The following is a 19,786-nucleotide window of genomic DNA, read 5'->3' as shown; positions in this document are numbered from 1 at the left end:
CTCACCGAGCAAAGAAAGAATGGATTGCTTCGTCGCTACGCTCCTCGCAATGACGGTCTCGGGCATCGTCACGGGCCGGGGCACAAAAAAATCCGCCGGAAGCAGGGCCTCCGGCGGATCGTCCTTGTTCGATAATGCGGCGCCTTACGCCTTCATGTTCGCCTTCACCGCTTCCGCGGTGATTGGCAGCGAGCGGATGCGCGCGCCGCAGGCGTTGAAGATCGCGTTGCCGATCGCGGGCGCGATGACCGTGACGGCCGGCTCGCCCACGCCAGTGGCCTTCTCGCCATTGGCGATGACGTTGACGGCCACTTCCGGCATCTGGCTCATCCGCAGCGGCGTGTAGGTATCGTAGTTGGTCTGTTCGATACCGCCATCCTTCAGCGTCGCCTTTTCATACAAAGCGAGCGAAAGTCCCCACAGCGCCGCGCCCTCGACCTGGGCGCGGATATTGTCGGGATGCACCTGGGTGCCGACGTCGGTGGCAACCGTCAGCTTCTTGACCTTGACCTCGCCGGAAGGCGCCACCGCAACATGGGCCACGCACGCGGTCCAGCTTGCGGTCGCCCGTTCCTGCGACGAGACGCAGGCCACGCCCATGCCTTCACCTTTCGGCAATTGCTTGGTGCCGTAGCCGGCCATGCCCATCGCCGCCAGCAGGGTGTTGCGCAGGCGTTGCGCGCCGCCGTCGTTCTTGCCTTTGCCGTCCAGCAGCGCGATGCGGTACTGCGCCGGATCTTTTCCGGCGGCATTGGCGAGCTCATCGATCATGCTTTCGACCGCCCAGAAGGTCCAGCCCGGCGCCACCGACCGCAGCTGTCCCGACGGGGTGGCGTTGTGCGCCATCTCGTTCTTGATCGCGCGGACGTTGTGATTGGGCACGGAGTAGAAGAAGTCCGCGCCGTTCACGGTAAAGCCGTCGAGACCGCCCTTCTTGTCGACCGAGGGCGTCAGGAAGTCAGGAATGCCCCAGCGCTGGGTCGGCCATGCACTGACCACGTCGTGGTTGAGCGCGATCAGATTGCCGTCGGCGTCGAGACCTGCCTTGACCTTCTGGAACGTCAGCGGCCGCGAATAGTCCATGGTCATGTCGTTTTCGCGGGAATAGATGACCTTGACCGGCTTGCCGACCGCCTTCGCCGCCTGCACCGCCGGCACCATCATGTCGGCGTCGAGACGCCGGCCGAAGCCGCCGCCCAGCCACATCTGATGCATCACGACGAACTTGGGATCGACGCCGGCCGCCCCCGCTGCAATCGCGCCGGAGCGCGTCGCGAACTGGTTGCCGGAATAGATGTGCCAGATATCGCCCTGTAACTGCGCGGTGGCGTTCATCGGCTCCAGCGGGGCGTGGATGTTGATGCTGGTGGTGTATTCCGCCTCCATCACCTTGGCCGCCGTCCCGAACGCTGCCGCCGTATCGCCGTCCTTGACGAAGAACAGCCCGGAATCATCCAGCGCCTGGAGTCGTTTGGCCTCGTCGAGCAGCGACTGGCTCGACAGTTTGGCGTTCGGACCACCGTCATAGGTGATCTTCAGCGCGTCCGCCGCCTTGACCGCGTTGGTATAGGTATTGGCCACCGCCACTACCCAGCCGGTGGTGCTTCCGGTCTTGTCGTCGAGCGTGACCGCCTTGACGAAGCCCGGCACCTTCTTGGCCGCACTGTCGTCGACCGCCTTCACGGTGGCGCCGAAGCGCACCGGCGGCGTGACCACGCGGCCGTACAGCATGCCCGGCAGCATGACGTCGATGCCGTATTTGGCTGTGCCGTTGGTCTTGGAGGGAATGTCGAGCTGCGGCACCGAGACGCCGATCATGGTGTACTGATCTGCTGTCTTCAGCTTGATTGCCTTCAACTCGTCCGGCGTGAAGGTCTTGGTGATCTTGCCGCTCTTGACGATGTCGGCAAAGCTCATCGTCTTCTTCGACTTCGGATGCGTGATCGTGGATTCGCGCACCACGAGCTCGCTCGCCGGCACACCCATCGAGGCTGCCGCTGCTTCGGTCAAGGCGATCTGCCCCGCGGCACCCGCGCGGCTCATCGCATCGAAGTTCATCATCGTCGACCAGCTACCGCCGGTGATCTGCGCGCCCAATACCGGGTCGTTGAACTTGGGATCGTTGGAGGCGAGCTGAACCCGCATGTCCTTCCAGCTCGACCCGAGTTCCTCGGCAACGATCTGGGCCATGGTGGAGGCGATGTGCTGGCCCATGTCGGCCTTGCCGCAGGTCACGGTGACGATGCCGTCGGGGGCTATCGAATACCAGACGCTGGGATCGAAATTGCTGGCGGCGGCGAGCGCCCGGTCGGCGCCCAACAGGCCGGGCACGGCCGAATAGCCGAGCGCGAGGCCGGCAGCGGCGGAGCCGACGAGGAACGAACGGCGGCTGAGATCGGCGGGTTCGCTTGTCACTTTGTCCTGTGCGATTTTCACGTGCGTATTCATGTTGCCCTCCGCTCGGTGCCGGCGTTGGAGGCGGTACGCATTTCGGAAGCGGCGCGCATGATCGCCTTCTGAATGCGCGAATAGGTCATGCAGCGGCACAGATTGCCGTCCATATGCGCAACCACTTCATCCTTGGTCGGATTGGAATTCTTCGAGAGCAGCGAAGCCGCCTGCATGATCTGGCCGGACTGGCAGTAGCCGCATTGCGGAACCTGCTCGGCAATCCAGGCCTTCTGCAGCGGATGATCGCCCTTGGCGCTGAGGCCTTCGATGGTGGTGATCTTCTTGCCGACGGCGTCGCTGACCGAGGTCTGGCAGGAACGAACGGCTTCGCCGTTGACGTGAACCGTGCAGGCGCCACACAGGCCGGCGCCGCAACCGAATTTGGTGCCCGTCATCTGCAATTGTTCGCGGATGACCCAGAGCAGCGGCGTATCGTTGGCCGCCTCGACGGACATATTCCGCCCGTTGATATTCAGATTAGGCATTTGCGCTTCCCCTTCCGGTGTTGGAAGCCGCTTACGGCGGCAACTCACTTTTGGGTATTGGCTGGCACCCACCGGGTCGATGCCAGTTGGCGCGCAGAATGATACCGATCCCATCGGGAGGCAATGCGATTTGGAATCGTTCGAAGAGAATATAATTTTGAGATTTTGAGTTGTGCGCTGCGGCAAGATTTGGTTACGGGCTTGTCAATCAAATCCGCCGGCGCAGGCATCGTCTTCCGTTTCTGCATTTCCCAACGGCGAATGGATCGCGCTAGGATGGTGGCAGGCCGGAATTATGGCCAGAATTATCCGGAAAAAATTCGTGGGAACGCGCAATGCCGAAGCTCAACCGTGACGGGGTCGACATCTATTACGAGGTGCACGGCTCCGGCCCGCCGCTGTTGCTGACGCATGGTTATTCGTCGACCTCCGCGATGTGGCAGGGCCAGATCGAGGCCTTGTCGAAACATCACAAACTCGTGTTGTGGGACATGCGCGGCCACGGCCAGTCGGATTACCCCAGCGATCCCGCAGCCTATAGCGAAGCGCTGACGGTCGGCGACATCGCCGCCCTGCTCGACCAGGTCGGCGCCGAAAAAGCTATCGTCGGCGGGCTTTCGCTTGGCGGCTACATGTCGCTGGCGTTCTACCGCGCCCATCCCGATCGCGCGCGCGCGCTCTTGATCATCGACACCGGCCCCGGCTTCAAGAAGGACGACGCCCGCGAGGTCTGGAACAAGCGCGCCCGTGACACCGGCGACCGTTTTGATCGGGAAGGCCTCGAGGTTCTGAAATCCGCCAGCCGCGAACGTTCCAGCGTCACCCATCGCGACGCATCCGGCCTCGCGCATGCCGCGCGCGGCATGCTGACCCAGCGCGATGCCCGCGTGATCGAATCGCTGCCGGATATCAAGGTGCCGTCGCTGGTTGTGGTCGGCGCCGACGACACGCCGTTCCTTGCCGCCTCCGACTACATGGCGGCGAAGATTCCCGGCGCGCAGAAAGTGGTGGTCCCGGCCGCCGGCCACGCCGTCAACATCGACCAGCCGCAGGCCTTCATCGAGGCGGTGCTGCCGTTCCTCGACGGGCTCGACGCCAAGCTCGCCGAAAAGGCCGCATCATGAGAGCGTTTGCCGCCGCAGCCGTGTTGCTGATCTCAGGCCTCTCTGCGCCCGCTTTCGCGCAACAATTGCCGCCGGTCGGTGGCCCCTACCCGCCGCCCTTCATCGCGACGCTGTCGAACAACACGCCATTGGCATTCGGCATGGACGAGGAAACCGCGGCCCGCGCGCTCGGCACCCCGCTCAATTACGTCAGCGGCCGCCGGGGCGAGGAAATCTACCTGACGTTCCGCAATATCGGCGGCAGCGGATTGTTCTACAAGAAGGACCGGCTCTACCTGCAATTCCGCAAAGGCAGGCTCGCCGGCTGGAAGGGCGACTGGGGTCATAACTGGATGTGGCAGTAGCCCCGCCCCCAAAGCCTCACACGCAATCGACTTCGTGCAACTCAAACGCAAATGGATGAACCGTGGGACAGGATATCAGGCTGAAGGCTTCGGACGGATTTGAACTGGGCGGCTACCGCGCCGACCCCGCAGGCGCGCCGAAGGCGGCCATCGTGGTAATCCAGGAGATTTTCGGCGTCAATCACCACATCCGCTCGGTGTGCGATCGCCTGGCTGCCGCCGGCTATGTCGCCATCGCGCCGTCGATCTTCGACCGCATCGAGCCGAACTTCACCAGCGGCTATACGCCGGACGAAGTCGCGAACGCGCGCAAGTTCGTCGCCAATCCGGACTGGGCCGCCATGCTGCTCGACACCCAGGCGGCTATTGACGCGGTCAAGGGCATAGGGCCGGTCGGCATCGTCGGCTTCTGCCTCGGCGGCAGCATCGCCTTTGTCGCGGCCACCAAGCTTTCGGGCCTGTCGGCCGCCGTCGGCTATTACGGCGGCGCCGTCGTTCGCTTCGCCGATGACAAGCCGAAGGTCCCGACCCAACTGCATTTCGGCGAGAAGGATGCCGGCATTCCCTTGACCGATGTCGAGACCATCAAGACCAAGCGGCCCGATGTCGAGGTCTTCATCTATCCCGGCGCGCAGCACGGCTTTCACTGCGACGAACGGGCGAGCTACGACAAGACCAGCACCGACATCGCCTGGCCGCGCAGTCTGGAATTCTTTGCGAAGCATTTGAAGTGACGACGTAGTCGTCATTCCGGGATGGTCCGCAGGACCAGACCCGGAATCTCGAGATTCCGGATTCGATGCTGCGCATCGCTCCGGAATGACAGCGTCGTAGAATCTAGAACCAGCGCTCGCCGACGAGCACGGTATCGCCGGGGCTGATCGAGGTGCCGGGCGGCACCACGAAGCGACCGGTTCCCGATGCATCGGAGTGGGTCACCGTGACGCTGTCGCGGCGGGCGCGCGGCGAGAAGCCGCCGGCGATCGCCACCGCGCTCTCGACCGTCATGTTCGGCACGTAGGGATATTGCCCGGGAGCTGCCACCTCGCCGAGGATGAAGAACGGCCGGTAGGATTCGATTTCGACGGCGACCGAGGGATCGCGGATGAAGCCGCGGCGCAGCTTGGCCGATATCTCCGACGCCAGTCCCGCCGTGGTGCGGCCACGCGCCGGCACCGAGCCGATCAGCGGCATCGTGATCGAGCCGCCGGCGTCGATCGCGTAGGTATTGGTGAGGCCTTCCTGTCCGTAGACCATGACGCGCAGCTTATCGCCGGCATCGAGATGATAGACCGCGTCGTATCGCGCCGGCGCGGCCACCGGCATCGGCTCGACATAGGCGACTTGGGCGGGCGGAGGCGCCGAAAAGCCGCGCGGAGTGGCGGCGAAGGCGGAGCGAAGCGCGCTGATGCCGCCACCGCCGGAATCCATCGCGACCGCCTGCGGCGCCGGGTCGTACAGCTGGCCATAGGCCATCGAATCGAGATCGCCTTGCGGCGCGACCGCAACCGGTCCGGCCGTGCGCATGCATCCTGACAGGGCCAGCGCGGTCATGGTCGCAGTGATCGATAATCGAAACGCGCGCGCAACCCGCACCGGAGCCATCCCTCAAAGCGAGACCGCCCCAGTCTTGCACCGGTTATGGTTAACAAAGGGTTTTTGCGGGCGGCGCGGGGGGCGTTGGACTCCCTCGCCCCGCGCTTGCGCGGCGAGGCAGGCAGCAATGATCAGGCGGTGACACCGACACCGATCGGGCACGACACGCCGGTGCCGCCCAATCCGCAATAGCCCGACGGATTCTTGGCGAGATATTGCTGATGATAATCCTCGGCAAAATAGAATTCGCCTGACGGTGCGATCTCGGTGGTGATGGCGCCGACACCCTTGGCCGCCAGCGCCTTTTGATAGGTCGCCTTCGACGCGTCAGCCGCTTTGCGCTGCGCGTCACTGAGCGTGTAGATCGCGGAACGATACTGGGTGCCGACGTCGTTGCCCTGGCGCATGCCCTGGGTCGGGTTGTGATTTTCCCAAAACGTCTTCAGCAACTGCTCGTAGGAGATCTTCTTCGGATCGAACACGACCAGCACCACTTCGGTGTGACCGGTGCGGCCCGAGCACGTCTCTTCATAGGTCGGATTGGGGGTGTGACCGCCGGCATAACCGACGGCCGTCGTATAAATGCCGTCCCCGAGTTCCCAGAACTTGCGCTCCGGGCCCCAGAAACAGCCGAGCCCGAACACCGCCTGTTCGAGGCCTGTGGGATAAGGCGGCTGCAACCTGCGGCCATTGACGAAGTGGGTGGTGGCGGTCGCGATCGGTGCGGCCCGGCCCGGCAGCGCCTCGGCGGCGCTCGGCAACGCGGTGGTCTTGCGCATGAACAACATGGAGTACCTCCAGGCGGGACATCGGCGGACGCGGCGACCGCGCCGGCCGGCTGACTTCTATACAGGTGTTTACGCCTGTTGCGGCAGCCACGTTACCCGAGACTGGTGACGTCCGGTCAGTCCCGCGAATAGCCGATCAACGGCTTGCGGGGCCGGAACAGGATCATCAGCAGGATACCAACCACGCCCAGCACGGCGAAAACCGGCTGGTCCAGCAGAACCTTGACGACGCTGTTCCAGAGCCAGGGCGCGTGGCCCTCCACCCAGGTCCGGAACGCCTGCTGGCTGGACTGGTGAATATCGTTCCAGAACTGGCCAAACCGGGTGAAACGCAGGGTCTGGTCGGCCACAAAGCGGGCCCCGTCATAGACCATGAAGATGAATCCGCCGGCCAGAAGCAGCAGGCCGATAAGCCGGAAGAAACCGCGGATCATGCGTCACCTTATATCTGTCGCGCCGGGAAGGCTTGCAGCCCAATACCGGGACAACCTGAGAAATTCAACCTCATCAGCATCTTATGCCCCGTTTCCGGCCGGATTTCCGCTCGCTTGGGAAACCCGGAAACCGTTGACGGTGCAGGACGCGCCCTCTATAAGACCCCCAATGGCGGCGGGCGCAATCCCGCCGCCGCTGTTCTTTGAGCAGCGCCGGTCGGGAAGCATTTTGGCTCCCGCGCATGGCATCCTCAAGAACGCACAGATCTTCAAGAACACGCTGCAAATACGCCCTGAACAAACACAACGTCGATCACACCATTTGAACGGCCGGCGCGCTCCAGCCCGACCACCCGAGCGATGACAGCCGAAGGATAGTTGAGAACATGGCCAATACCACCTCCGCAAAAAAGGCGACCCGCAAGATTGCCCGCCGCACCATCATCAACAAGTCGCGCCGTACCCAGATGCGTGGCGCGGTGCGCACCGTCGAGGAAGCGATCAAGAGCGGCGACCGCGATGCAGCACTGAAGGCCATGAAGCATGCCGAGCCGGAACTGATGCAGGCCGCGCAGCGCAACATCATTCACAAGAACAATGCCAGCCGGAAGGTGTCGCGCCTGACGCACCAGATCGCCAAGCTGGCGAAGTGATCGCCGGCGAGGTTATCGCCAGGCTCGCGTAGTAAACTGACAGAAATAGACATTCGTCAAAGCCCGGCTTCGCCGGGCTTTTCTTTTTTTCAAGAGACTGTTCCGTTGCCGCGCCGTGGGTGGCGTGTCATATTTCTCTCGCTCCCGTATTTCTACGAGGTGCATCTTCTGCACCGGCTGTGCTGTGCGCACATGCAAAAAAATTACGCGCGCCGTTGCCGCAATTGATCAGCGCTCGCTGCCTGCAGGCCAACAACGCGCGGTAGGGGTTACCCTGAAAAACAATCGCAAAAAACTTCGTCTCGCTAGTCACTTATCCACATAGCAGCTTCAAGCGTTTTGAAAACCGCTCCCGGTAACCACGATTGTAACGGTTTCTTAAAATTTTTTGCGGGTGCAGCGAAAATTGTCACGATGACTGACGATGAGCGATTCTGTGCGCTGATTCAAAAACTTGGTGTGGAAGCTCGCAATTGCAGCGTTGCAACACTGGCGAAGAGTCGAGCGACAACGTCGAATCACGGATTGTCAGAAATCGTGCTTGGTGTATTCCTTACTCGTTCGCGACGCTCAAGGCTCTCCTGACCAGCGCGGTTTGGGACCCAAGAGCGGACGTGCAAATCGGCGGCGGTGTGCGCGTTAGCGACGCTTTCCAAGCGGTGCTAAGTTGGTAACTCATAGCAATATGAGGACGGCAGTTCTGTGTCTAGATTTCTCGAGCGTAGCGCGCGCGGTTCGCGCGCTCCGGACAAGAGAGATAAGCCACTCTGAAGATGGCACTCGATGGCGCCACTGCCGGCAACAGGTACGACTGGGAACGCGTAGCTCGTGAACGTGTTGAAGACGACAGACTGAGGTTACGCGGCGGCGGCAGCGTCGGACATGAATGTTCGGTGGCGGCAGACTGACTTTGAAAACACTTTCGATCTGGTAACTCGTCGCGCGCTCTCGCGGCGAGAGGGGGAGGCAATATGCTTTACGGAATCATCACAGCAGTCGAAATTCTCATTTCGAACGAGACCGTTTCAGAATCCTCTAACATCGTTTTCAATCAGCCCCCGGCGCGAACTCCGGAAAGACCGTCGAGTACGCGCTGACCCAGCGGACGCTTCTTCTCCAGCTTGAAATCTGAGCGACGGCGATTTCGCCGAGCGCTCGATCTATGTCCGGAGACAGCCCCGCTTGAGGTCATGTCTGGCAGGAACCCTGCAAGGAACCTGCAAGGCGTTTTGGCAATTACCATTTTACTCTTTCAGAAAAGTTCTCAAGCAAATGACAAATATGGAACAGGATCGCTGGACGCGCGTGAAGGGACGGCTGCGGACGAGTGTCGGCGAGGACGTCTATACGAGCTGGTTTGCGCGCATGGACCTGGAAGCGGTGCAGGATGAAAGCGTCCATCTGTCGGTTCCGACCCGGTTCCTGAAGAGCTGGATTCAGGCGCATTACGCCGATCGCGTGCTGACCTGCTGGCAGGCCGAGATGCCGGAAGTACATCGGATCGATCTCACCGTGCGCACCGCGATGCGCTGCGCGACCCCCGTCAAGGAGGCTCCCGCGCCATCCGACCAGCGCCGCGTCGAGCGCGCCGACGGCCGTCCTGCGCCGGAATTGCGTTCGACCGCGACCGCGCCGGTGTCCGCCAGCCATGATGCGCTCGGCGGCTCGCCGCTCGATCCGCGCCTGACCTTTGCAAGTTTTGTGATCGGCCGCTCCAACACGCTGGCCCATGCGGCGGCGCGCCAAGTCGCCGAAGGGCGCCGCGGCGATGCCGTGATGTTCAACCCGCTCTACATTCACGCCGGCGTCGGCCTCGGCAAAACCCATCTGCTGCAGGCCGTGACCTGGGCCGGCAACTCCGGCAGCGAGCGCAAGGTGCTGTATCTCACCGCCGAGAAGTTCATGTATGGCTTCGTCGCTGCGCTCAAAACCCAGACAGCGCTGGCGTTCAAGGAGGCACTGCGCGGCATCGACGTGCTCGTCATCGACGACCTGCAGTTCCTGCAGGGCAAGTCGACCCAGGCCGAGTTCTGCCACACGCTGAATGCGCTGATCGATGCCGGCCGCCAGGTCGTGATCGCCGCCGACCGGCCGCCGTCCGACCTCGAAAGCCTCGACGACCGCGTCCGCTCGCGGCTCGCCGGCGGCCTAGTCGTGGAGATGGGATCGCTCGGCGAAGAGCTGCGGCTCGGAATCCTGAAGTCGCGCGTCGCGGCGGCGCGCGCCCATCATGCGAGCTTCGACGTGCCGGAAGCGGTGCTGGATTATCTCGCCCGCACCATCACCCATAATGGCCGCGACCTCGAAGGCGCCATCAACCGCCTGCTCGCCCATTCCAAGCTCAACGCCACGCCGGTGACCCTGGAAATGGCCGAGCGCGAGGTCCGCGACCTGGTCCGTCCGCAGGAGCCGAAGCGGATCAAGATCGAGGACATCCAGCGGGTGGTGGCCCGGCAATACAATGTGAGCCGCTCGGACCTGCTGTCCTCCCGGCGGACCGCGAACGTGGTGCGGCCGCGTCAGGTCGCGATGTATCTGGCCAAGACCCTGACACTGCGCTCGCTGCCCGAAATCGGACGCCGGTTCGGCGGCCGCGACCACACCACGGTGCTGCACGCCGTGCGCAAGATCGAGGCCTTGGTTTCCAAGGATGTGTCGCTGTCCGAAGAGGTCGAGTCGCTGAAGCGGCAACTGCAGGAATGAATTCTTCTCCGGCCCCGGCCCCATCGAAGTCGGATTTATCCGACTTCGATAATTATGCTGCCCAACTCGGGTAAAGCCGAGTTGGGCAGGGGCGGGGCAGGTTTTCCTTGCCGGTTTTCCGCCCCAAAAGTGGGGAACGGGGCTCCGTCTCCCTTGCACCGGCGGGCCATCCGCGCCACCTTGCGGTCCCCCGGAGGCTTGATCGGATCCGACATGGATCGGGTTTTCCGGGATTCCAACGCCGCGGCGTGCCTTGAGGGCCGCCCGGCTTTTCCATCTTAGGTATCTGGCGGGTATTGCAATGAAGGTCACCGTCGAACGCGCGCAACTCCTGAAATCGCTGGGCCACGTCCATCGCGTGGTCGAGCGCCGCAACACCATCCCGATCCTCGGCAACGTGCTGATCCGCGCCGAAAACGCCAAGCTGTCGCTGAAGGCGACCGACCTCGACCTCGAGGTGACCGAGACGCTGGCGGCGGAGACCGCGACCGGCGGCTCGACCACGGTGCCGGCGCACATGTTCTACGACATCGTCCGCAAACTGCCGGACGGCGCCCAGATCGTGCTGGAAGCCGACGGCGATCGTTCGGTGCTGGCGATCAAGGCCGGCCGCTCGCGCTTCACGTTGCAGACCCTGCCCGAGAGCGACTTTCCGGATCTCGCCGCCGGCGACATGACGCATTCGTTCGCGCTGGCAGCCAGCGACGTCAAGCGGCTGATCGACCGCACGCAATTTGCGATCTCCACCGAAGAGACCCGCTATTATCTCAACGGCATCTATCTGCATGCCGCCGGCAGCGCCAAGGCGGCGACGCTTCGCGGCGTCGCGACCGACGGACACCGTCTGGCGCAGATCGATCTGGTGCTGCCCAAGGGCGCGACCGGCATGCCCGGCGTGATCGTGCCGCGCAAGACCGTCGGCGAGGTGCAGCGGCTGATCGAGGACAACGAGGCCGAAGTCACCATCGAACTGTCGCAGGGCAAGATCCGCTTCACCATCGGCAATGTGGTGCTGACCTCGAAGCTGATCGACGGCACTTTCCCGGACTACGGCCGCGTCATTCCGCAGAACAACGACAAGGAACTGATCGTCGACAAGAAGGATTTCGAAGCCGCGGTCGACCGCGTCTCGACGATTTCGAGCGAACGCGGCCGCGCCGTGAAGCTGGCACTTTCGCCCGGCAAGCTGGTGCTGTCGGTGACCAACCCGGATTCCGGCAGCGCCACCGAAGAGCTCGAGGTCGAATACGCCTCCGACGCGCTCGATATCGGCTTCAACTCGCGCTACCTGCTCGACATCGCCGCCCAGATCGAAGGCGAAGTCGCCGTGCTCCGCCTCGCCGACCCCGGCTCGCCGACGCTGGTGCAGGACAAGGAAAACAAGGGCGCGCTCTACGTGCTGATGCCGATGCGGGTGTGATCTTCTGTCATTGCCGGGCTTGACCCGGCAATCCATCCAATCAAATGAGCTATTGGGTCTACATTCTTGCCAGTAAGCCCGGCGGGACGCTGTATATCGGTGTCACGAACAATCTGGTTCGGCGCGTCTACGAACACCGGGAAGGTCTGGCAGACGGCTTTACCGAGCGATATGGCATCAAGACGCTGGTATATTTCGAAGCGCACGAATCGATTGCCGTCGCCCTTCAACGCGAGAAAAACATCAAGCATTGGTCGCGCGAGTGGAAAATCGATTTGATCGTCGCGGGCAATCCCGATTGGCGAGATTTATACGAAGAAATTGTCCGCTAACGCGGACGATGGATTGCCGGGTCAAGCCCGGCAATGACACGTGACATGACCCCCTCCCGCATTCACAAGCTGACGCTGACGCATTTCCGCAATTATCGGGCGGCGAGCGTGCAGGCGCGGGGCGACGTCGTGGCGCTGGTGGGGCCGAACGGCGCCGGCAAGACCAATTGCCTGGAGGCGATCTCGTTTCTGTCGCCGGGCCGCGGCTTGCGGCGTGCAACGCTGGAGGATGTCGCCGACAACCAGGGCGACGGCTCCTGGGCGGTATCCGCCGAGGTCGAGGGCGCGCTCGGGCTCGCCACGCTCGGCACCGGGATCGATTCGCCGGCCGCGGAAGCGGCCTCCACCAGCCGGCGCTGCCGCATCGACCGCGAGCCGGTGGGTTCGGCGACCGCCTTCGGCGATCACCTGCGCATGGTCTGGCTGACGCCCGCGATGGACGGGCTGTTCATGGGGGCCGCTTCCGAGCGGCGGCGCTTCTTCGACCGGCTGGTGCTGGCGATCGACTCTGAGCATTCCAGCCGGGTGTCGGCGCTGGAGCGCTCGCTGCGTTCGCGCAACCGGCTGCTCGAGGTCCGCAATTACGACGACCACTGGTGCGACGCGATCGAACGCGAAACCGCCGAGCTTGCGGTCGCGGTCGCCGCCACCCGCGGCCAGACCGTGACGAAACTCGCGGCGATGCTGCGCGAGCGCGGCAAGGATTCCGCCTTTCCGTCGGCGCAGATCATGCTCGACGGCTGGATGGAAAATGCACTGGTCAACGAGCCCGCCACCGCGGTGGAGGATCGTTACCGCGAGATTTTGCGCGCCGGACGCGCCCGCGACGCCGCCGCCGGACGCACGCTGGACGGCCCGCACCTCACCGATCTCGAAGTGGTCTACGCGCCCAAGAACATGCCGGCCCGCGATGCCTCGACCGGCGAACAGAAGGCGCTCCTGATCGGGCTGGTGCTGGCCCATGCCACGCTGGTCGCCGAGATGACCGGCATCGTGCCGCTGCTGCTGCTCGACGAAGTGGTGGCGCATCTCGACCCGAACCGGCGCAGGGCACTGTTCGACGAGCTCACAAAACTCGGCGCGCAGGTCTGGATGACCGGCGCCGACCCCGCGGCCTTTGCCGACATCGGCGCCTCCGGCGAGATTTTCGACGTGGAATCGGGCCAGGTCAGCCGCCGCGCGTGAGCGCGCGAATCGGGCTTTTCGGAGCTCTCAGAATCGGCCTTTTGGCGCCTTGAAAAACAGCAAAATAGTCTTATTTATTCAAAGACTTGTGGATGGAGACTTTGGGCTAGGCGCAATGCTCCTTTCATGGCACAAATAGACCCGTCAGCGCCTCATCTTGCGCAGCTGATTCGGGATACCCTCGAAGGCCTCACATGACAGAACCTGCCCGGCAGACCCCTGCCGACACTGAGCATCCCATTCCCGTTGAGTACGGCGCGGAATCGATCCGGGTGCTGAAGGGTCTCGACGCCGTGCGCAAGCGACCGGGCATGTATATCGGCGACACCGATGACGGTTCCGGCCTGCATCACATGGTCTACGAAGTCGTCGACAACGCCATCGACGAAGCCCTCGCCGGCCACGCCAGCGCCGTCGAAGTGATCCTCAACGCCGACAACTCGGTGACCGTGCGCGACGACGGCCGCGGCATTCCCGTCGGTATTCACAAGGGCGAAGGCATTTCCGCAGCCGAGGTCATCATGACCCAGTTGCATGCGGGCGGAAAATTCGACCAGAACTCCTACAAGGTTTCCGGCGGCCTGCACGGCGTCGGCGTCTCCGTCGTCAACGCGCTGTCGAGCAGACTGGAACTGCGGGTCTGGCGTGACGGCAAGGAGCACTACATCCAGTTCGCCCATGGCGATGCGGTCGCTCCGCTGGTCGAGGTCGGCGACGCCAACGGCAAGCGCGGCACCGAGGTGACCTTCCTTGCCTCCACCGAGACCTTCACCAACGTCGAATATGATTTCGCGACGCTGGAGCATCGCCTGCGTGAGCTTGCCTTCCTGAATTCCGGCGTCAAGATCCTGCTGTCCGACATGCGTCACGCGGTCGAGAAGCGCGAAGAGATGCTCTATGTCGGCGGCGTCGAGGAATTCGTCAAATATCTCGACCGCAACAAGAAGGCGATCGTGCCCGCGCCGATCATGGTCCGTGCGGAGCTGAACGACATCGGCGTCGAAGCCGCTTTGTGGTGGAACGACAGCTACCATGAGAACGTGCTGTGCTTCACCAACAACATCCCGCAGCGTGACGGCGGCACCCATCTCGCCGGCTTCCGCGGCGCGCTGACCCGCCAGGTCAACGGCTATGCCGAGGCCAATGCCAAGAAGGAAAAGATCGCGCTGACCGGTGACGATTGCCGCGAAGGCCTCACCGCCGTGCTTTCGGTGAAGGTGCCGGATCCGAAATTCTCGTCGCAGACCAAAGACAAGCTGGTTTCCTCGGAAGTCCGCCCGGTGGTCGAGAACGTCCTCAACGAGGCGCTGGCGGCGTGGTTCGAGGAACATCCGTCTGAGGCCAAGGTCATCGTCGGCAAGGTGATCCAGGCCGCCGCCGCGCGCGAAGCCGCCCGCAAGGCGCGCGAACTGACGCGCAAGAGCCCGCTCGGCATTACCTCGCTGCCCGGCAAGCTCGCCGACTGCCAGGAAAAGGATCCCGCCAAATCCGAGCTGTTCATCGTCGAGGGCGACTCGGCAGGCGGCAGCGCCAAGCAGGGCCGCAACCGCGAATTCCAGGCGGTGCTGCCGTTGCGCGGCAAGATCCTCAATGTCGAGCGCGTCCGCACCGACAAGATGCTCTCCAGCGAGCAGATCGGCACGCTGATCACGGCGCTCGGTACCGGCATCAGCGACGACTTCTCCGCTGACAAGCTGCGCTACCACAAGATCATCGTGATGACGGACGCCGACGTCGACGGCGCCCATATCCGCACGCTGCTATTGACCTTCTTCTACCGGCAGATGCGCGAACTGATCGATCGCGGCCACCTCTATATCGCCCAGCCGCCGCTCTACAAGGTCAACCGCGGCAAGTCCGAGCAGTACCTGAAGGACGAGCGCGCGCTGGAGGACTACCTGATCGCGACCGGCCTCGACGACTGTGTTTTCAGGCCGGCGACCGGCTCGGAACGCGCCGGCCAGGACCTCCGGTCGCTGGTGGAAGATGCGCGCATCATCCGTGGCATCCTGAACAATCTGCACAGCCGTTATAATCGCAAGGTGGTCGAACAGGCCGCTATCGCTGGGATGTTTGGCAAGGAAATTTACAGCGATCCGGAAAAGGCCGGTGCCGCCGCGCGGTACATGGCGACGCGATTGGACAGCCAAGCCGATGAAGTTGAACGAGGCTGGACAGGACAGTTCGTGGAAGGGCAAGGCTTCGCATTCGAACGCACAGTGCGTGGGGTCAAGGATGTCGCCCTTATCGACGATGCGTTCCTTGGGTCGGCCGACGCGCGTAAGCTCCATGAATACCGTAAGACGCTGCAAGACGTTTATCCGCGGACCGGAATTCTGCGCCGCAAAGACGCGGAGATCGCCATTTATGGCCCGGTCAGCCTGTTTGAGGCGGTGACCGACGCCGCGCGCAAGGGCGTGACGCTGCAGCGCTACAAAGGCCTCGGCGAGATGAACCCGGAACAGCTCTGGACCACCACGCTCGACACCAACGAGCGCTCGCTGCTGCAGGTCAAGATCAAGGAGGTCGACGAGGCCGACGACATCTTCACCAAGCTGATGGGTGACGTGGTCGAGCCGCGACGCGACTTCATCCAGGAAAATTCGCTCAGCGCCACCGTCGACGTGTGAGGCACCGAGCACCCGTGGCGCCCGTTCAATACATCGTCGAAGGCGGCCACCGGCTTGGCGGCACGATCGAGCCGTCCGGCAACAAGAATGCCGCGCTGCCGATCATCGCCGCGGCTCTGCTCACCGAGCACAAGGTCACGCTGGAGAATGTTCCGCGTATCCGCGATACCGAGACGCTGGTCGAATTGATCCGCTCGGTCGGCGCGTCCGCCGAATGGCTGGAACGCAATACGCTGGAGATCCATGCCAAGGATGTCCGCGCCGCCGATCTCGATCCGGAACTTTGCGCGCGCATCCGCGCCTCGATCCTGCTGGCCGGGCCGCTCTTGGCCCGCTGCGGCGAGGTGGCGCTGCCGCCGCCCGGCGGCGACGTCATCGGCCGCCGCCGCCTCGATACGCATTTCCTCGCCTTCGAACAGCTCGGCGCGACCGTCACCGCGACCCACCGGCTTGAATTCCGCGCCACCCGCCTCAAGGGCGCCGACGTCTTCCTCGACGAGCCCAGCGTCACCGCCACCGAGAACGCACTGATCGCCGCCGTCGCCGCCCACGGCACCACCCATCTGCGCAACGCCGCCTCCGAGCCGCATGTGCAGGACCTTGCCCATTTCCTGGTTGCGCTCGGCGCCAGGATCGAGGGCATCGGCACCAACACCATCATCATACACGGCCCGGCGAAGCTCGGCGGCGCACGTTACGTGATCCAGCCCGACCATATCGAGGTCGGCTCGCTGATCGGGCTGGCGGCGGTGACGCGGTCGCCGCTGCGTATCGCGCGGGCCGGCGTCGAGCACCTGCGCTCGATCCGGATGGGCTTTGAGCGGCTCGGCATCGTCTGCGGCGTCGAAGGCGACGACCTCGTGGTGCCGTCCGGCCAGACCATGAAGATCCACGACGATTTCGGCGGCCATGTTCCAAAGCTCGAGGATCAGCCATGGCCGGCGTTCCCGGCCGACCTGATGTCGATCGCGATCGTCACCGCGACCCAGTGCGACGGCGTCATCCTGATGTTCGAGAAGATGTTCGAGTCGCGGATGTTCTTTGTCGACAAGCTGATCTCGATGGGCGCGCGCATCGTGCTGTGCGATCCGCACCGGGCGATCGTGGCGGGCCCGAGCCGGCTGCGCGGCGCGCTGATGACGTCGCCCGACATCCGCGCCGGCATGGCCATGCTGCTGGCCGCCGTGGCCGCAGAGGGCACCTCGACCATCAACAACGCCGACCAGATCGAGCGCGGTTATGAACGGATCGAGGAGCGGCTCAATGCGCTGGGCGCCCGGATCACCCGCGTGCCGGCGCGCGACAGCCATTAAAGCGCAGCCACGGATTCCGGCAAATGCGCGCCAAATGCCGCTTCATCGGAATATTCCCGTCTTAACTTATAGGGATTCTAAATTACGGAGCCGGTGCGGTCGCACGCTGCACCCGGAATTAGCCTATCTACGCTCCAGATCCTCCATCGACATCGAGCCCACTCCATGACCAAGACCTTGTCGCTCGGACAGGCCCAGCGCGGCTTCATCGGCCGGATACGCGCCATCGACGCCGCCGCTTGCGCTTCCGTGCTGGCGCCCGTGGAACTGGAAAGCCGCCTGATCGAGATGGGCTTCGTGGAAGATGCGCGGGTCGAGGTGCTTCACGAAGGCATGTTCGGCCGCGACCCGATCGCGGTTCGCGTCAATAACGCAACCGTTGCGATCCGCCGGCGCGAGGCGATGGCTGTACTCGTCGATTGATCCGATGGACGCGCAACTCACACCGCTGAATCTCTCACTGGTCGGAACGCCGAACAGCGGCAAGACCGCATTGTTCAACGCCCTCACCGGCAGCCGGCAGCGCTCCGCCAATTATCCGGGCGTGACCGTCGAGCGAAAATCGGGGGCGTTTGTGACGCCGGCCGGGCGCAGCGTCGCGATCGTCGACCTGCCCGGCACCTATTCGCTCCGGGGCCGCAGTCCGGACGAGGAAATCACGCGCGACGTGGTTCTCGGCAGACGGGACGAAGCCGCGCCCGACTGCATCGTCTGTGTCGCCGACTCCACCAATCTCCGCCTCAGCATCCGCCTGGTTCTGGAGCTGAAGCGCGTCGGCCGGCCGATGCTGCTGGTTCTCAACATGTTCGACCTGGCGCGCCACCGCGGCATCACGATCGATACCGATCGCCTCACGTTGGAACTCGGCATCCCCGTGACGACAGCGGTTTCGGTCCGCAGGGGCGGCACCGCCGAGCTGTTGCAGCGCCTCGACACCTTCGCGCCAATGCCCCCCGTCGGCGTCACCTCCAATACCTGGCGGCCGCTTTCGACGTCCGAACTCCGCGCGCTGCAACGGGATGCCGACCGGATTATTGCAGCCTGCGTCTCGGCGCCTGCGAAGCCCGATAATCTGACCAACCGGATCGATTCCGTGGTGCTGCAGCCGGTCGCCGGCCTCTTGATCCTGCTGACGATCCTGTTCGTCATGTTCCAGGCCGTCTTCAGCTGGGCCCAGCCGCTGATGGAATCGCTGTCGGAGGGCTTCGCCGGGCTCGGCCAACTGGCGCATTCGATCCTGCCGGACGGCTTGCTGCAGAGTTTTGTGCAGAACGGCGTCATATCCGGGGTCGGCAGTGTCATCGTATTCCTGCCGCAGATCATCATCCTGTTCTTCTTCATCCTGATGCTGGAGGATTTCGGCTACATGGCGCGCGCCGCGTTCCTGATGGATCGCATCATGGGCGGCGCCGGGCTGCATGGCCGCGCCTTCATCCCGTTGCTGTCGAGCTTTGCCTGCGCGATTCCCGGAATCATGGCCGCGCGCGTCATCGACAACCGTCGCGACCGGCTGACCACGATCCTGATCGCGCCGCTGATGACCTGCTCGGCCCGGATCCCGGTCTACACGCTGATCATTTCCGCCTTCGTTCCGCAACGCGAGGTGCTTGGCCTGATCAATCTTCAGGGCCTGGTGATGTTCGGCCTCTACGCCGCCGGCATCGCCAGTGCGCTGTCGGTATCGTTCGTCGCCAAATTCGTGATGGGACGGGACTACGAGCCCTCGCCGTTCATGATGGAGCTGCCGGATTACAAATTGCCGCGCGCCAAAAGCATCGCGCTCGGCATCTACATGCGCGCCAAGGCGTTCCTGTACCGCGCGGGAACGACGATCTTCTCGATGATGGTGCTGATCTGGTTTCTGGCGTCGTTCCCGCAGCCGCCGGCGGGCGCGGAAGGTCCTGCCATCAATTACAGCCTCGCCGCCATCATCGGCCATGCCATCGAGCCTGCGCTGGCGCCGCTCGGCTTCAACTGGCAGATCGCGGTCGCGCTGATCCCCGGCATGGCCGCCCGCGAAGTCGCGGTCGCGGCGCTGGGAACGGTCTACGCGATCGAGGGCGGCAAGGAAGCCGCCGACCGGATCGGCGAGGTCCTTGCCCACAACTGGAGCCTCGCCACCGCGATGTCGCTGCTGGTCTGGTATATATTTGCGCCGCAATGCGCGTCGACGCTCGCGGTGATCCGCCGCGAGACCGGCAGCTGGAAATGGATGGCCGTCACCTTCGGCTACATGCTGGCGCTGGCCTATGCCGGGTCGTTTCTCGCCTACCATCTCGCTTTGGCCCTCGGCGCGGGTTGACCGAAGCAGCGATCCGGCGCCACCTG

17 protein-coding genes are annotated in these 19,786 nt (G+C 63.6%); 12 read left to right on the top strand and 5 right to left on the bottom strand.

What is annotated here, in order from left to right:
• Positions 1–144: 144 nt before the first annotated feature.
• Positions 145–2,448 carry a xanthine dehydrogenase family protein molybdopterin-binding subunit gene (locus tag BLR13_RS18865; protein WP_074820669.1) on the bottom strand — a complete coding sequence of 768 codons (2,304 nt, stop codon included), beginning with the start codon at positions 2,446–2,448 and terminating at the stop codon, positions 145–147.
• Positions 2,445–2,936: a (2Fe-2S)-binding protein gene (locus BLR13_RS18860; protein ID WP_074820672.1), complete on the bottom strand. Its 492-nt coding sequence runs from the start codon at positions 2,934–2,936 to the stop codon at positions 2,445–2,447. The genes BLR13_RS18865 and BLR13_RS18860 overlap by 4 nt, the downstream gene beginning before the upstream one ends.
• Before the next feature lie 335 nt (positions 2,937–3,271).
• On the opposite strand from BLR13_RS18860, the gene BLR13_RS18855 reads away from it, so the two are divergent.
• The 3 genes from BLR13_RS18855 (at position 3,272) to BLR13_RS18845 (ending at position 5,138) form a co-directional block, all read left to right on the top strand.
• Positions 3,272–4,060 (top strand): alpha/beta fold hydrolase, encoded by a 789-nt coding sequence (locus BLR13_RS18855; protein WP_074820674.1) that lies wholly within the window; start codon positions 3,272–3,274, stop codon positions 4,058–4,060.
• On the top strand, positions 4,057–4,404 hold the full coding sequence (locus BLR13_RS18850) for a hypothetical protein (protein ID WP_074820676.1): 348 nt from the start codon (positions 4,057–4,059) through the stop codon (positions 4,402–4,404). Before BLR13_RS18855 ends, BLR13_RS18850 begins: the two co-directional genes overlap by 4 nt.
• A gap of 62 nt (positions 4,405–4,466) precedes the next feature.
• Positions 4,467–5,138 (top strand): dienelactone hydrolase family protein, encoded by a 672-nt coding sequence (locus tag BLR13_RS18845; RefSeq protein WP_074820678.1) that lies wholly within the window; start codon positions 4,467–4,469, stop codon positions 5,136–5,138.
• 103 nt (positions 5,139–5,241) lie between these two features.
• Here the strand turns inward: BLR13_RS18845 and BLR13_RS18840 are convergent, their stop codons facing one another.
• The 3 genes from BLR13_RS18840 to BLR13_RS18830 all read right to left on the bottom strand — a co-directional run bounded on the left by BLR13_RS18840 (position 5,242) and on the right by BLR13_RS18830 (position 7,222).
• Complete coding sequence (locus tag BLR13_RS18840) at positions 5,242–5,958, bottom strand: polysaccharide biosynthesis/export family protein (protein WP_079586159.1); 717 nt, start codon at positions 5,956–5,958, stop codon at positions 5,242–5,244.
• Between the two features lie 173 nt (positions 5,959–6,131).
• Positions 6,132–6,788, bottom strand: a complete 657-nt coding sequence (gene msrA / locus BLR13_RS18835) for a peptide-methionine (S)-S-oxide reductase MsrA (protein WP_074820681.1) — start codon at positions 6,786–6,788, stop codon at positions 6,132–6,134.
• 116 nt (positions 6,789–6,904) lie between these two features.
• Positions 6,905–7,222 (bottom strand): hypothetical protein, encoded by a 318-nt coding sequence (locus BLR13_RS18830; RefSeq protein ID WP_074820682.1) that lies wholly within the window; start codon positions 7,220–7,222, stop codon positions 6,905–6,907.
• A 386-nt stretch (positions 7,223–7,608) separates the two neighbouring features.
• On the opposite strand from BLR13_RS18830, the gene rpsT reads away from it, so the two are divergent.
• From rpsT to feoB, 9 genes are all read left to right on the top strand, one after another.
• The gene (gene rpsT, locus BLR13_RS18825) at positions 7,609–7,875 is read left to right on the top strand and encodes a 30S ribosomal protein S20 (RefSeq protein ID WP_027538164.1); all 267 of its coding nucleotides are present in this window, start codon (positions 7,609–7,611) and stop codon (positions 7,873–7,875) included.
• A gap of 1,272 nt (positions 7,876–9,147) precedes the next feature.
• A complete protein-coding gene (gene dnaA / locus BLR13_RS18820; RefSeq protein WP_074820684.1) occupies positions 9,148–10,578 on the top strand; it encodes a chromosomal replication initiator protein DnaA in 1,431 nt (476 codons plus the stop codon).
• 301 nt (positions 10,579–10,879) lie between these two features.
• A complete protein-coding gene (dnaN, locus tag BLR13_RS18815) occupies positions 10,880–11,998 on the top strand; it encodes a DNA polymerase III subunit beta (RefSeq protein ID WP_074820686.1) in 1,119 nt (372 codons plus the stop codon).
• A 44-nt stretch (positions 11,999–12,042) separates the two neighbouring features.
• Positions 12,043–12,330: a GIY-YIG nuclease family protein gene (locus tag BLR13_RS18810; RefSeq protein WP_074820687.1), complete on the top strand. Its 288-nt coding sequence runs from the start codon at positions 12,043–12,045 to the stop codon at positions 12,328–12,330.
• Between the two features lie 45 nt (positions 12,331–12,375).
• Positions 12,376–13,515: a DNA replication/repair protein RecF gene (gene recF, locus BLR13_RS18805; RefSeq protein ID WP_074820689.1), complete on the top strand. Its 1,140-nt coding sequence runs from the start codon at positions 12,376–12,378 to the stop codon at positions 13,513–13,515.
• Positions 13,516–13,709: 194 nt separating this feature from the next.
• On the top strand, positions 13,710–16,145 hold the full coding sequence (gene gyrB, locus BLR13_RS18800; protein ID WP_074820691.1) for a DNA topoisomerase (ATP-hydrolyzing) subunit B: 2,436 nt from the start codon (positions 13,710–13,712) through the stop codon (positions 16,143–16,145).
• Between the two features lie 14 nt (positions 16,146–16,159).
• Positions 16,160–17,458, top strand: coding sequence for a UDP-N-acetylglucosamine 1-carboxyvinyltransferase (gene murA, locus BLR13_RS18795; RefSeq protein WP_074831352.1), 1,299 nt, complete (start codon positions 16,160–16,162; stop codon positions 17,456–17,458).
• A 165-nt stretch (positions 17,459–17,623) separates the two neighbouring features.
• Positions 17,624–17,881, top strand: a complete 258-nt coding sequence (locus BLR13_RS18790) for a FeoA family protein (protein WP_074820692.1) — start codon at positions 17,624–17,626, stop codon at positions 17,879–17,881.
• A 4-nt stretch (positions 17,882–17,885) separates the two neighbouring features.
• A complete protein-coding gene (feoB, locus tag BLR13_RS18785) occupies positions 17,886–19,760 on the top strand; it encodes a ferrous iron transporter B (protein ID WP_074820695.1) in 1,875 nt (624 codons plus the stop codon).
• Positions 19,761–19,786: the final 26 nt, after the last annotated feature.

Origin of the sequence: Bradyrhizobium ottawaense, from assembly GCF_900099825.1 — a bacterium.
Classification (GTDB): Bacteria; Pseudomonadota; Alphaproteobacteria; order Rhizobiales; family Xanthobacteraceae; genus Bradyrhizobium; species Bradyrhizobium ottawaense_A.
This window is presented reverse-complemented; position numbering and strand designations above follow the sequence as displayed.